The organism is Melghirimyces profundicolus (assembly GCF_003054245.1).
GTDB lineage: Bacteria > Bacillota > Bacilli > Thermoactinomycetales > DSM-45169 > Melghirimyces > Melghirimyces profundicolus.
Genome location: NZ_QBKR01000001.1, coordinates 197184 through 211313 on the forward strand (window position 1 = coordinate 197184; position 14130 = coordinate 211313).

Genomic DNA, 14130 nt, shown 5'->3' on the forward strand with positions numbered 1-14130 from the left:
CTTCCCTTTAAAAAGATTCGGAATAGTGTATCACCCTCAAAAAGGGGGTGGTTACATAAGGGAAAAAGAACTTTTGACCGGTTCGTAACTTGGGACGATTTTAAAAAGAGGTGAAAAGGATGCGAAAATGGTTGATTTTACTGTTAACGTTGGTCCTGGTTTTCAGTCTCAACGTTACGTCAGCTGCGCCCAGTGTCGTTGACACGGGTTCCGACGCCGAGCGTTCGATCACCTCGGAGTCTCCGATGGCTGAGGAGAGGCTGCTTCGGTACGCCGAGGACACCTGGGCCTCGTTTGTTGCGATGACCGACGAGGACAGCGGTTTGCCGGCCGATCGGTTGCATGTCGATGGCACCCGCAGTGTTCAAACCTCCGTTACCAATATCGGTGCATATATGTGGAGTGCGCTGGTGGCGGAGGAGCTCGGATTCATTTCCCACGACGAACTTGTCTACCGCCTATCCAAAACACTCAACACCCTCGAAGAGATCGAGCGCCACGAGGAGAGCGGGCAGTACTTCAACTGGTACGACCACCGCACGGGGGAGAAGCTGACCGAGTGGCCGTCGACGGGCGAACCCCTCACCCCCATCCTGTCGTCGGTGGACAACGGCTGGCTGGCCACCGGTTTGCACCTGGTGCGCCAGTCCGTCCCGGAGTTGTCGGACCAGGCCGGCGCGTTGTTCGACAGCATGGACTTCAGCCTCTTCTACAACTCCGACAACAACGGCCTCCTGCGGAGCTACGTTCCGAGCACCGGTGAGGAGCGGTGCTGCTACAACACGCTCGGCGAGGTTCGGATCGCCAGCTACATCGGCATCGCCAAGGGTGAGATGCCGCAGAAGCACTACTTCGGATCGTGGCGAACGTTCCCCGACAGCTGCGAGGATTGGGGCTGGCAGGAAATGCGCCCGGTCGGCTTCAACCGTCAGTACTTTGGTGTGGATGTGTTTGAGGGTGCTTACCGGTACAACGACACGCGCATCACACCGAACTGGGGGGGCAGTATGTTCGAAGCCTTTATGGCTCCGTTGTTCGTACCCGAGCAGAAATGGGCACCGGGCAGCTGGCGGGTGAATCACCCGCTGTACGTCCAGGCGCAGATTCATCATGGCATGGAGGAAGCCGGCTACGGATACTGGGGTTTCTCCCCCTCCGATGTTCCGGAAGGCGGCTATAAGGCCTATGGCGTGGACGCGATCGGCATGGGCGCCGACGGTTATCCGTCGAACAACGACAATACCTTCGTGGATTTCGGCTACGAGGGCTGCGAGGGAAGGGATCCCCAGCCTTCCCCGAAACCGGAGGAGTACACCAACGGCGTCGTGACGCCCCACGCCGCGTTCCTTGGCCTGCAGTGGGCGCCGGAGGAGACGGTGAAAAATTTAACGAACCTGGAGCGGGATTTCGACATCTATTCCAAGTGGGGGTTCCGCGACTCCGTTAACGTCGACACCGGTGCCGTGTCCGACTACTATCTGTCCCTGGACCAGGGCATGATCATGGCGGCACTCGGCAACTATCTGGCCGATGACATGCTGCAGCGCATCTTCGCTACACCGGAGTTCAAAGAGAGGTTACGGCCGCCGATGGCAGTGGAAGAGTTCAACGCCGACCCGCGTGCCTGTACGATCGAAGGCACCCCGGGCGACGATGTCCTTTACGGCACCCCGGGTGACGACGTGATCTGCGGACTGGACGGCGATGACGTCATTTATGGAGGCGGAGGAGACGATGTTATCTACGGCGATGCCGGCGACGATCGGATCCACGGGAAGGCCGGCGACGATGTCCTCTACGGCGGGGATGGCGATGATCGACTCTTCGGAGGCCCTGGTGAGGATGTCCTGTCGGCGGGCCCCGGCCGGGATGTGTTGACCGCCGGCGAGGGCAAGGACCACTTCGAGGGGGGAACCGGTTCCAATAAGTGCCGGGACGTCTCCGATGAGGATACCGCCAATGCCTGCGAATAGCACGCGGGTTGGTGTCACCGGCGAATCACCCGGGCTGATCCGTTGTGGGTCAGGGAACGTTCCCTATCCGTGATTACACTGTATGCATCCCTCTGTACATGATCTTCCCGACAAGATTTGGTATCAGTCTGACCGAAAGCGTACCGGACATGTGGGGGAAATAACTAAGAAAAACTACTCATCGAAACCCTGAACGGCCCCAGGGAACTTTGCTCTCTGGGGTTGTTTTTTGGGGCGGGGGTTGTAGTCCCCCTCTATATGGGGTCATACCAGCAAAGCTTTCGCCAAGGGCATAGTAGATTCCGCTTACGATCCCGATGGACCGATCCATCAGATTGATTGGGTAGGGGAGAAAAAACGGAATCAAAGAATACCTTTAAAAAGGTTGTAAGGGAGTATGACAAGCATAGACCGAATAAATTGTTTCCAGATATCCTTGAATAGAGTCTTATAAAGCCATCCGATTCCGGTATAGATCTTCGCTATTTTGGAAAAACCCAGCTTTCCCCGTTGGATTGACACATCGCATTTCAAACATATAGCCCTATGTCCGACGATTATCCACCTGTTTCAACCAGTAGCGAAACCCTTTTCATGCAAGGGGTTCGTCCCGGAAGTGTGGGATAACATGGAGGTGGATGAAGTAAGGACGTCGAATGCCCAACAGGAACATGTTGGAGAAGGAAAGATGGTACCTGTCCCCATGACAGAGGATTTTCCGGAACCAGCTGATCATGTTGGTATGAAGGACTGATTTATGACGATTGTTAAATTAACGAGCTCAAATCATAATGAGGTTATTAAACTCTTCAGCGAGGAAATAGAAAATTACCAATTTATCATCAATGATTTGTTAAGAAATAATTATCATGGTGACTCTTTTCATGTGTATGGAGAATATGAACATGGTGAGTTAGTCTCTATACTGCTTAATAATTTCAACAATGTTACATACTACTCTGAAATTGAAAGAGATGTAAAAGTGTATAAAGAGATATTAAAGGATTTATCTTTCACAAAATTATCATGACCGAGTAAATTAATGGGCAAATTTATTCCTTATGTGAAAGTTAAAAATGATGTCCTATCCCATATGGGTGTGGTGAAAAAAATAACGGCTAAAAGAAGATACCCTGATATGAAAGTAAAATGGATTCAAACTCAAGAAGAGATAGGAATGCACTATGATTTATTCTTATCAACCGATGAATTTGGCCATCTTCCCGAAAACAAAAATGAATATATTAAGAACGAAAGTAAAAGGTTGGAGAACACAAGTGACCGTATTGCTTTTTTAAGTATGGATAATGAAATGGTTGCATCGGCTTCTACTGTAAAGGAGGGCAAAAAAAGCGCTATTATTATCGGTGTTTGTACAAAGTCGAAATTTCGAAACAAAGGATACGGAACAGAAGTTTTGATCGGTTTATTTGATATGTTAAGAAGAGAAGGGAAATATCCTTATTTGTTTTATAACAATCCAGTGGCCCGGTTAAGCCTATTCTGTTACATTCAATCCTGAGATCTGTCTGATTTTGGCCTTTGTGGTCAGAGCGTTGCTAACCTCTAAAACCAAATAGAAGCGCACTTATTCAATATAGCGAGACCGGGAGCGGAAGCGACCCCAGGCGCGACTTGTGCTCGGTGAGTGCAGCCGGAGCGGCTTTGGGTAAATGCTGCCGCTCACTTTTTCACAACGCTTCTAGATTGCTGGCCTCAGGGTGAGGGTCAGCTTGTGCATCGGTAGCCTTTCGGAAACAGCGACCCATCTAAAAATTCCCTCCGACCTTATTGCCATTTTTCAAAATCCTCTGTTGACGGAAGGGGATCCGGTTCGTTAGCATTGAATTAGTATTCACTCACCGGCGGGGCCGGAACCGATCCGGGGCCGCCGGAATATCCCGGGTAAAAAGGAGCGGGAGTGGATGATCGATTACAGCCGCTATGAAGACGGGACCGGTTTGAACTGGTATGAGAGCGATTACACCATGCAGTATTACGCGCGTCGCTATCTTTCCCCCGCCATTCTGGAGTGGGGGGAAGAGAAACTGGTGCGGATGGGGGCGTACACGGCCGGTCCGATGGACGCCCGGGCCCGCCACACGGACCGGGAAGGGGCGCCCCGGCTGATCCGGTACAACCGGAAGGGGGAAGAGATCAACGAAATCCGGTACAACGAAGGATACCTCCAGACGGTCGGGGATGCTTTTGAGTCCGGCGTGGTGGGTTGGCGCTACCGGGATGACGTGCCGGAGAAAGTCCCCTTCTTCTTCACCCAGCTTCTCCACATGTTGATGTCCGGAGCGGAGACCGGGTTTACCTGTCCGGTCACCCTGACGATGTCCGTGGCTTTTGTACTGGAGAAATTCGGCACGGAGGAGCAGAAGGAAACCTACCTTCCGCTTTTGGCCAGTATGGATCGGGAGACGCTGGAGCAGGGTGCGACCTTTCTGACGGAAATCGCGGGCGGCTCCGATGTGGGGGCGACGGAAACCCGGGCCGTTCCGGAGGGGGATCACTACCTCCTGACCGGGGAAAAGTGGTTTGCCAGCAACTGTGACGCCGGAGTTGCCATTACCCTGGCACGGGTCAGCGACCAGCCGGGGACCAAAGGACTGGGACTGTTTCTTCTCCCCCGGAGGTTGCCCGACGGAACCCGAAACCGGATCACCATCCGGCGGCTCAAGGACAAGCTGGGGGTCCGGGCGGTGGCCAGCGGAGAACTGGAGCTGAAGGGAGCGGTGGGCTATTTGATCGGTGAACCCGAAGAAGGGTTCAAGTACATGGCCGAAGCTCTCAACATCTCCCGGATGTGCACCGCCACCGGGGCGCTGGCCATCTCCCGCCGGGCGTTCCTGGAGGCTGCGATCTACACCGCCAGGCGTTCCGCTTTCGGTCAGGTCCTCCACGAATATCCGATGGTTCGCGAAACGCTCCTGAATATGATGACGGACATCGAGGCCGGATGGGCTCTGACAGCCCGGATGATCGAGCTGATGGACCGCTGCCATACATACGGGGAGGCGTCGGAGGACCGCCTCACCCTGCTTCGTCTCCTGTTGGCGATGGCGAAGTACCGGCTCAGCGAAAAAGGGGTGGAACACGCCAAAAGCGCCCTGGAGCTTCACGGCGGCAACGGATACATCGAAGAATACGTCACCCCGCGCCTTCTCCGGGACGCCCAGGTGAACACCGTCTGGGAAGGCCCCTCCAACATCATGGCGCTGGAGATCCTGAAGACCCTGGGCCGGGAGGCGAAACGGACCGGAGGCCGGCACTCCGCCATCCTGGAAGAGATGAAAGAGACGCTGAACCGGGTGACGCTTCCGGAATTGAGCGATGCGGCCCAATGCGTCCGGGAACGGATCCCGGAACTGTACAAGGATGCCCGTTATCTTCTGTCGGCGGATCCGGTGGTGCAAAACGCCCACGCCCGACGGTTCGCCGACCGGCTGACCGACGTGTACAGCGCGGTCCGTCTGCTGGAAGAAGCCCGGCACGCACGCGTGACCGACGGCTCCTCCCGCCTGATGAAGGTGGCGGAGTATTTCGTGGACCGCACCTTCCGTCCCCGGGTTCACGATATCCGTTCCGGCTCCATTCCTTCGGTGGAACTGTTTGACGAAGTGGTTTGTTTCAAAGAGGAGACAGGGGTTCGGCCATCTTGATGCGATCGAAGGACACAACTGAAACAAGGATCGAACCATCAGGAAACGGAGTGTGGGAGAGATGAAAGGGAAAACCGTCATTATCACCGGGGGCACCAGCGGCATGGGGAAAGCGATGGCCACCCGGTTTTGCCGGGACGGGGCCAATGTGGTCGTCACGGGCCGCGATCCGGAGAAGTTGGAACAGACCCGGAAAGACCTCGCCGAACGGGAGGGAAACGTCCTTCCGGTTCGGATGGATGTGAGGAAGACGGAACAGGTGGCGGAGACGGTGGAGAAAGCCAGGGAAGCCTTCGGAGGGATCGACGCGCTGGTGAACAACGCCGCCGGAAACTTCGTGGTCCAGGCGGAAGACCTCTCCGAAAACGGCTGGAACGCCGTGATCGACATCGTGCTGAACGGCACCTGGCACTGCACCCAGGCTGTGGCCAAAGAGTGGATCCGGGAAGGGAGGAAAGGTTCCATCGTCAACATCGTGGCCGCTTACGCCTGGACGGGAGCCGCGGGGGTGGTCCATTCCGCTTCCGCCAAGGCCGGGGTGCTCGCCATGAGTAAATCCCTTGCCGTGGAATGGGGGAGCCGGTACGGGATCCGCATCAACTGCATCGCCCCCGGACCGGTGGAAAACACCGGCGGAGTCGACAAACTGATTCTGAGCGAAGAGATGCACAAGATGGTTCTGAAAGGCATTCCGCTCCACCGGTTCGGAACATGGGATGAGATCGCCGGAACGGCCGCCTTCCTCCTTTCTCCCGAGGCGGAATACATCAACGGGGACTGCATCACCATGGACGGGGGACAATGGATGAACGGGATGCGGTTTATTTAAAAAAGGGGGGTTACGGAGTGCGGTCATACACCGCAAACTTCTGGACGGACGCCCCCCAACTTCCCCCTCATGTTTGAAGACAGGGGTCTCCATCCGGAGGTATCGTGATGAACCTCCGCCTCAACCTCCCTCCCTATTCTGCGTTGAGCCGGTCTCAAAAGAGACCGGCTTTGTTTTGCGTGATTATGCTATCATTTAGATATGCGAAAGAAGGGGAGAGAGATCCATGCGGACCCGGTAGATACGGGGACGCGACGCGGAAGCTCTTTTAAAACGGAAGAAACCGTTGGACGAAGAGGGCATACACCGATAAAGCACACGGAACCACAATCTTTGAAATGAAACAGGTGAATGAGTATCCATGGTTTTCATCCAAGTCATCCTGCCGGTTTTCCTCATTTTGGGAGCCGGCTTCATCGGACAGAAACTGCTTCACTTGAATATCCGCTCCCTGTCCACTGCGGGGCTTTACCTGATGTCGCCCTGGCTGGCTTTTCGGACCTTCTACACCAACGAGGTGGGGTTTCAGCATCTGTCGATCCTGATTTACTCCGTCACCCTTTCCTTCCTCCTGATCGGCGTCGTCAAATTGGCGGCCAAGTTCGCCGGTTGGTCGGCTTCGGAGGAGAGCGGGCTGATCCTGGCTTCCGCCTTCATGAATAACGGCAATATGGGGGTTCCGGTGATTCTGTTCGCCTTCTCCCAAGAAGCCTTCGACTATGCAGTGATGATCATGGTGATCCACACCTTCCTGATGGGAACCGTCGGGATCTATGTGGCGGCCCGGGGCTCGATGCCGGCAAAAGAAGCGCTGAAACCGGCGGTTCGCATGCCGATTGCCTACGCCGCCGTCTTGGGTCTCCTCTGGCAACGCTTCGGCTGGCCGATGCCGGAAGAACTGTTCAAAGCAGTGGATCTCCTGGCTGACGCTGCGATCCCCACGATCATGCTGGCGTTGGGGATGCAGCTGTCCACCATCCGGCTTCACACCGCCGATCTGGGGAAAATCTCCTTTTCCCTGGCAGTCCGGTTGCTCCTTTCGCCTCTGATCGCTTGGGGGCTCGCTGTCCTCCTCGGAGCGGAGCCCCTGCTCCTGAAGGTGATGGTGGTCGCCGCTGCCATGCCCACCGCCGCCATCACCACCATGTACTCTCTCCAGTTTGACAGCCAACCCAAACTGGTCTCCAGCATCACCTTGACCAGCACCCTCCTCAGCGCCTTCACCGTGTCCGGGCTGCTGTGGGTGCTTTCCTGACCCCCCATCCGGGGTGTTTTTGTTTTCTCCCGGCTATTGTCGAAAAAGGGCCCCCGTGGTACTATCATTTTGACTTTTCATCCAACTTAAAATTCTGTCATGAAACATGACCTGAAGGAGGAGTTGACGTGCAAACCACCAAAAACCGCTGGCTCATCGCCGCCTGTGCTGTGGGGATTCACATTTCCATCGGCTCGGTTTACTCTTGGAGTGTTTTTACCAAACCCCTGAAGAACCAATTCGGCTGGGACGATGGCCAGGTGTCCCTCGCTTTCAGTCTTGCCATCCTTTTTTTGGGTTTGTCGGCGGCCTTTCTGGGTCCCTTCGTCGAAAGGAACGGACCCCGGAGAGCCGGTCTGCTGGCCGCTGTTTTCTTCGGGATTGGGATGATCGGGTCGGGCTTGGCGGTCCAGGCGGGATCCCTGACCCTTTTGTACCTGTTTTACGGGGGGCTGGGCGGCATCGGTCTCGGGGTGGGTTACATCGCTCCCGTTTCCAGCTTGGTGAAATGGTTCCCCGACCGGCGCGGCCTGGCGACGGGTTTGGCGATCATGGGCTTTGGTTTTGCCTCTTTGATCAGCGGACCGATTATGGCCCGGCTCATCGGTTCGACAGGCATCGCCCCCACCTTTTACATCCTGGGTACCGTTTACTTTCTTCTGATGGTGGGCTCTTCCCTCTACCTGGCTCCCCCTCCCCAGGGATGGATGCCGGAAGGGTTCCAAAAGCAAATCGAGGCAGGCACACGCCGACCGGTCCGGGACATGGCTCAACTGACGGCCAAGCAGGCTTTGAAAACCCGCCGCTTTTACTTTCTGTGGCTGATGCTGTTTATCAACGTGACCTGCGGGATCGCCATTATCTCCGTCGCCTCGCCGATGGCTCAGGAAATCGCGGGGTTGAGTGTGCTGGCTGCGGCCGCGATGGTGGGCCTGATGGGACTGTTCAACGGAATCGGGCGGATCGGTTGGGCTTCGCTCTCCGATTACATCGGCCGTCCCAATACCTATACCGCCTTTTTTACCATCCAGCTTGTCGCTTTCTTCCTCCTTCCGCATACGACCCAACCTCTGTTGTTCCAGGGACTCGTTTTCCTGATCCTGACCTGTTACGGGGGTGGTTTCGCCTCCATCCCCGCCTACATCGGTGACCTGTTCGGCACCCGGGAACTGGGGGCGATCCACGGAAACATCCTCACTGCGTGGGCCGCCGCCGGATTGGCCGGACCCGCCATCACCTCGTGGATCCGGGACACCACGGGCAGCTATGCCGGCAGCCTGTCCGTCTTCGCCGCTTTCTTCGCCGTGGCCCTGATCATTTCTCTCTGGATCCAGGTGGACATCCGACGGCTCCGCCAACACATCGCGGAACAAGGCACCTAGAAGTATTGTGAAGTGAGCGGCGGCATTCACCCAAAGCCGCTCCGTTGAGTTGATGATTTGATGGCCAGGGGTTTACATGGGAGTCGTCACAATAGAAAACCTCCCCCGCAGGGGAGGTGCCGCCTGGATCAGGCGGATTTTTTTTGGGGTTTGGGGGTTTCCATTTGGATTTTCTCGTCTCCCGCCAACCATTTCAAAAGGGAGAGGGTCATCAGGGTGAGGATGACCAACACCGGCACCGATGTGATGATCGTGAGGTTTTGCAAGGGCTCCAGTCCCCCTCCGGCCATCATGGCCACGGCGATGCCTCCCAGGATTAAAGCCCAGAAGATTCGCAGCCACCGGGCGGGTTCCTCGTCGGCTTCCATCTCCCGGCTCGTGACACGGGCCAGGGTGTAGGCAGAGGAATCCAAGGTGGTGGCGAGAAACACCATGGCCAAGGTCAGAAAGGCGATCAACAGGAGGCTTCCGCCCGGAAGAGCCTGCAAGATCGCGATGATGGCCGCCGGGGCTCCGGTTTCGTTCAGAATCCGGGTGACGGGAACCGTTTCCTTCAGTTCAAAGAACAGTCCTGTGTTGCCCAGCAGGGCGAAAGCGATCCAACAGCCGGAGCTCCCGGCGAGCACCATCGCCAGGATCAGTTCCCGGATGGTGCGCCCCCGGGAAATCCTCGCTGTGAACAAACCGATAAAGGGGGCGTAGGCCACCCACCAGGCCCAGTAAAAGACGGTCCAGGAACGGGTGAAATCGCCTCCCCCGACCGAATCCATGTAAAAACTCATCCGGAAAAAGTTCTGCACCAGAAGACCGAAGCTGTTGGTAAACGTATCGAGAATGAACAGGGTGGGCCCTGTCAGCAGGATAAAGATTCCCACCCCGATCCCCAGGTACAGGTTGAGATCGGAGAGCCGCTTGATCCCTTTTTTCAGCCCCAGATAAGCGCTGGCACCGAACAGAGCGGTCCACGCCAGGATAATCCCGGTGTTGAGGCCGAGGCCCGGGGAAATGCCGGTCAGGGTGGAAATCCCCTCGGCGATCATCGGAGTTCCCAGCCCCAACGTAGTTCCGACGCCGCCGACCATACCGAAGATGAAAAAGATATCGATCACTTTCCCCAGCCAACCGTCGGCCTGCTTACCGAGGACTCCCCGGCAGGCCCGGCTCAAATTCAGGATGCGATAGCCCTTTTGGTGGAAAGCGTAAGCGATGACGACAGCGGGCAGGCAGTAGATGGCCCAGGCGCTGAATCCCCAGTGAAACAGGCCGTAGGTGGCGGCCCACTGGCCGGCCTGCGGGCTTTCGGCCTTCAGTCCGAAGGGGGGAGAAGAATAATAATAGGCCCATTCGATCATCCCCCAGTACATCAGACTGGAACCGATTCCGGCCGTGAAAATCATGGCGATCCAACTCATCCTGGAAAACTCGGGTCGGGCGGATTCCCCGCCGAAGCGCACGTTTCCATACCGGCCCAGTGCCAGCCATGCCAACAACCCGAGCGCGGCGGCCGCAAACCAGAGGTAGAACCATCCGAGATCCCGGGTGATCCCTTCGCGGACCGTATTCAGAAGAGCGACGCCCCGGTCGGTTCCCAGAGTGAGGGGGGCGATCAAGAGACCCACCACCAGAAGGGAACCCCAAAACACTTTTCCGTCCAATTGGGTTGCATTCACAGTTCCACATCACACTCCTCTTGGTCGTTTTTCGTGTCTCGAATTTAAGGTTAACAATAAAGGGAGAGGGGTTCAAAAGGGATGGGGACCCATGACCGGCAGGATCCGGCCGCATACGGCAGAAGCCGGCAGACGGTTTCGGAGAGGGGGAAAGTACGGTGTCAGAAGAACGATGAGCCGCTATAATTCAAAAACCCGCCATCAGGGCGGGTCATTCTTCCAAAATATAGTGCTCGGGAGGGATATCCGACAGAAAGGGAGACTTTTCACCGGTGTAATAAACATGAAGTTCGTGCATCGCCCGGGTGCAGGCGGTGTAAAAAAGCTTTCGTTCCCTTTCTTTGCCGTACTGTTCCCTTGAGGCATTGTAGAGAATCACCGCGTCGAACTCGACCCCCTTGGCAAGATAAGAGGGAAGGACCAGGATTCCTTCTTCAAAGGAAGCCGTCTCTTTTCCGATGAGGCGGTGGGGCAGACGGTCTTTCAAGGCTTCATGGGCCTCCCGGCTTTCCCGGTCGGTTTTGCAGATCACCGCGATGGTTCGGTGTCCGTCGCCTTGGAGTGCTCGGGCACGGTCGGCCACCCTGAGGGCGAGATCCTTTGAATCAGCCGCTTTCGTCACCGTGGGCTTGGCTCCTTCCCGGTTGAAGGGCTCGATGGTTTCACCCCCACGGATCATCGGGCGGGTGAACTCCACGATCGGACGGGTGGAGCGGTAGCTGCGCGTCAGCCGGAATACCCGGGTTTCCGCTTCCCCGTACAGGACGGCGAGGGGGTTGAAACCGTCACCGGTCAAAGCATGGGCGAAGATCGACTGGTTCAGGTCCCCGAGGGCAGTCATTTTGGCGCGGGGAAACAACCGTTTGAGAAAGGCAAACTGGAACGGGGTGTAGTCCTGGGCCTCATCGATCAACACGTGGCGGACGGAGGTGTTCACCCGGGTGCCTTCGATGCGATCTTTCAGATAGAGATACGGAGTGGCATCTTCGTAGGCCAGCTCGGAACGGTCCAGTTTTTCCACGGTTCGGGCACTGATTTCCGCCCAGTGTGCCGGCAGGTCCCCGGAAGTAAGGAAGCCGGTCCGGTCGAACAACTGTCGGTATGTGCCGGGGAGATCCACGAAATGGAGTTGTTTGATCTTTTTGCGAAGGGGTTTGAACCGCCTTTGGACGACGATTTCGGCGAGCATCTGCTGTTCACGGTGGAAATCATCGAAAGTGTCCTCGGTGAACCGTTTTTGATGTTGCAATTTCCGGTGGACCCGCTCGTAATCCCCGTGGTCGAGCAGTTGAACTTCCTTTTCCACCCAGGGACGGGTTTGCTCCCGGCGCTTCCGCTTTTTCAACTCCTCCAGCAACCAATCACGGAGACGTTGCATCCGGTCGGGGATGGAGAGGGCGGGGTCGAAGGAATAAAATCGGTCGCGGATTTCTTTCGCCGAAAAGATCGTTTGTCCCCGGAAAGAGAGATCGCGAAAAAGAAGATCCTCCCGTCCCAGGAACTCGACGTACTGGTCCAACAGGTGCATGAAATCGAAGGACCCTTTATATTGGATGGCTTCCATGCGTGCCGGGCAGTCCGGTTTTTCGTCAGCCGTCAGCGTGTACTCCAGCTGGGTGAAGGGATCCTCCAGCCGGAAGTTTCGGGCGAGTCGGTGCTCGAGGTATTCCTGGAACGTGGTCTGTTGTATGTTCTCTTCCCCGAGCTCGGGGAGAACGGTGGCGACGTAGCGGTTGAACATCGGGTTGGGGGAGAAGAGCACGATCTGCTCAGCGTTCAAGGTCTCCCGGTACCGGTAGAGAAGGTAGGCGACCCGTTGAAGGGCGGCGGAGGTTTTTCCGCTGCCCGCGACCCCCTGAACGACCAAGAGCCGGTTGTCCACGTTCCGAATGATTTGGTTCTGTTCCCGCTGGATTGTGGCCACGATGCTTTTCATCCGGGTGTTCGCCTGTTTTCCCAATATTTCCTTGAGCAGGTCGTCCCCGATGGTGACACCTGTGTCGAACAGACTGAGGATGCGGCCCTCGCGGATGAGGTACTGCCTCTTTAATTCCATCTCTCCGGAAACGGTGCCGGCGGGGGTCCGGTACTCCGCCGGACCGGGAGAAAAATCGTAATACAGGCTGGAAACCGGTGCCCGCCAGTCGTATACGAGGAACTGTTCGCTCTCTTCATCGAAGTGGGAAGCGATCCCGAGATAGATCCGTTCGGCCTCCGGCTCCCCTTCCTCCCTGAAATCGATCCGTCCGAAGTAGGGGGAATTCCGGAGTTTCTTCAGTGTCTCCAGCCGGCTTTGCGTGTGCCGGTGGCTTCGCTCCCGCTCTGAAAGCACCTCTGCCTGCTGCCGGATGCTGGTTGCCGTTTCCACTGCCTCGTGCGGTTCATCCAGGTTGACGGTCACATCGTCCCAGAAATCCTTCCGGATGTCCAAGATCTCGGACCGCCTGTGACCGGCCTGTTTTTTCAGGGAGTCGATCGTGTCATTGATCTTATCCACCACCCGATCCACCCGTCGCTGTTCCTTCTGCCACTCCTCTTCTGACACGCTCATGGGCCTCGCTCCTTTCGCCGATCAGCCTCATAAAGCAGATTATAACAAAAACGTGTCCTGCTCGTCGGTGTTCCGTCATTCATATCCAAACGTTTAATCAACTGCAACTCCCGCCGAATAGCAGTTGCCCAGGCACGGGTAAGGCAGAGTGAGGGGGTCTTTTGTGTGGGATGTGGTATTACCCCAATGAATGATATCCAAAAAATTTTTGACCATTCATCCCCATCGTCGGTTTTTATGTATAAGTTCACAAGTTTGGAGAAACATAATCACATGTCCACGGTTTTAGAAACCCCCATGGACAAAGGCCCCTTTATGGGCCTTTGTCCATGTCAGCTAAAGGGAAGTGATACTTTGGCTTTTCTCATATGGTTTCTGATTTGGTGGTTTATAGGACTTTTGTTGATTGACTGGAAGCATTGGAGAAACGGCTATCCGACTGCTTTAATCGCCAGCCTGGGTTCGTTTCTGTTGGATACCATTTCGATCGGGGGAAGGAGGGGCTTTTGGAGCTATCAGGATCCCTTTCTTGATGGTTTGTGGCCCAATATCATTTTAAATCTCAGTCTTTATCCAGTGGGTGCCTGGATTTATGTTCAACGATTTCCCCGAAAGAAAACCCATCAATGGCTGTGGATTCTTCTGGGCGCGATGATTCTGCTGATCATTGAACTGCATTTAAAGTTATTTGGGTACATGTCTTATCATAATGGATGGAACATGCTGTATTCCGCTCTAACCAATGTTTTTCTCCTCTTGATGCTTCGATTGCACCACCTCAAAGTGGAACAAGAAACATAAA

At 55.8% G+C, this 14130-nt stretch carries 10 protein-coding genes; 8 read left to right on the forward strand and 2 right to left on the reverse strand.

Going from position 1 to position 14130, the window contains the following annotated elements:
• The first annotated feature begins 119 nt into the window (after positions 1-119).
• From C8P63_RS00935 to C8P63_RS00960, 7 genes are all read left to right on the forward strand, one after another.
• A complete protein-coding gene (locus C8P63_RS00935) occupies positions 120-1973 on the forward strand; it encodes a glucoamylase family protein (RefSeq protein ID WP_211308218.1) in 1854 nt (617 codons plus the stop codon).
• A 757-nt stretch (positions 1974-2730) separates the two neighbouring features.
• Positions 2731-3003: a hypothetical protein gene (locus tag C8P63_RS18700; RefSeq protein ID WP_146172076.1), complete on the forward strand. Its 273-nt coding sequence runs from the start codon at positions 2731-2733 to the stop codon at positions 3001-3003.
• 63 nt (positions 3004-3066) lie between these two features.
• Positions 3067-3495, forward strand: coding sequence for a GNAT family N-acetyltransferase (locus C8P63_RS00940; RefSeq protein WP_170109417.1), 429 nt, complete (start codon positions 3067-3069; stop codon positions 3493-3495).
• 403 nt (positions 3496-3898) lie between these two features.
• Positions 3899-5641, forward strand: a complete 1743-nt coding sequence (locus C8P63_RS00945) for an acyl-CoA dehydrogenase family protein (protein WP_108021449.1) — start codon at positions 3899-3901, stop codon at positions 5639-5641.
• Between the two features lie 61 nt (positions 5642-5702).
• Positions 5703-6470, forward strand: coding sequence for a 2,4-dienoyl-CoA reductase (gene fadH / locus C8P63_RS00950; RefSeq protein ID WP_108021450.1), 768 nt, complete (start codon positions 5703-5705; stop codon positions 6468-6470).
• A 361-nt stretch (positions 6471-6831) separates the two neighbouring features.
• Entirely contained in the window at positions 6832-7725 is an 894-nt protein-coding gene (locus tag C8P63_RS00955) for an AEC family transporter (RefSeq protein WP_108021451.1), read from the forward strand.
• 128 nt (positions 7726-7853) lie between these two features.
• Positions 7854-9107: an L-lactate MFS transporter gene (locus tag C8P63_RS00960; RefSeq protein ID WP_108021452.1), complete on the forward strand. Its 1254-nt coding sequence runs from the start codon at positions 7854-7856 to the stop codon at positions 9105-9107.
• Positions 9108-9235: 128 nt separating this feature from the next.
• Here C8P63_RS00960 and C8P63_RS00965 read toward each other — a convergent pair whose 3' ends face one another.
• Positions 9236-10777, reverse strand: coding sequence for a BCCT family transporter (locus C8P63_RS00965; protein WP_108021453.1), 1542 nt, complete (start codon positions 10775-10777; stop codon positions 9236-9238).
• 211 nt (positions 10778-10988) lie between these two features.
• On the reverse strand, positions 10989-13328 hold the full coding sequence (gene helD, locus C8P63_RS00970) for an RNA polymerase recycling motor HelD (protein ID WP_108021454.1): 2340 nt from the start codon (positions 13326-13328) through the stop codon (positions 10989-10991).
• 186 nt (positions 13329-13514) lie between these two features.
• On the opposite strand from helD, the gene C8P63_RS00975 reads away from it, so the two are divergent.
• Positions 13515-14129 (forward strand): CBO0543 family protein, encoded by a 615-nt coding sequence (locus tag C8P63_RS00975; RefSeq protein WP_146172077.1) that lies wholly within the window; start codon positions 13515-13517, stop codon positions 14127-14129.
• The last annotated feature ends 1 nt before the right edge of the window (position 14130 follow it).

Bases quoted from the DNA above. Each gene is read 5' to 3' on its own strand.
- C8P63_RS00935 (WP_211308218.1), top strand. From the start codon at position 120: ATGCGAAAATGGTTGATTTTACTGTTAACGTTGGTCCTGGTTTTCAGT.
- C8P63_RS00975 (WP_146172077.1), top strand. From the start codon at position 13,515: ATGAATGATATCCAAAAAATTTTTGACCATTCATCCCCATCGTCGGTT.
- C8P63_RS00940 (WP_170109417.1), top strand. From the start codon at position 3,067: ATGGGTGTGGTGAAAAAAATAACGGCTAAAAGAAGATACCCTGATATG.
- C8P63_RS18700 (WP_146172076.1), top strand. From the start codon at position 2,731: ATGACGATTGTTAAATTAACGAGCTCAAATCATAATGAGGTTATTAAA.
- C8P63_RS00955 (WP_108021451.1), top strand. From the start codon at position 6,832: ATGGTTTTCATCCAAGTCATCCTGCCGGTTTTCCTCATTTTGGGAGCC.
- C8P63_RS00945 (WP_108021449.1), top strand. From the start codon at position 3,899: ATGATCGATTACAGCCGCTATGAAGACGGGACCGGTTTGAACTGGTAT.
- fadH (WP_108021450.1), top strand. From the start codon at position 5,703: ATGAAAGGGAAAACCGTCATTATCACCGGGGGCACCAGCGGCATGGGG.
- helD (WP_108021454.1), bottom strand. From the start codon at position 13,328: ATGAGCGTGTCAGAAGAGGAGTGGCAGAAGGAACAGCGACGGGTGGAT.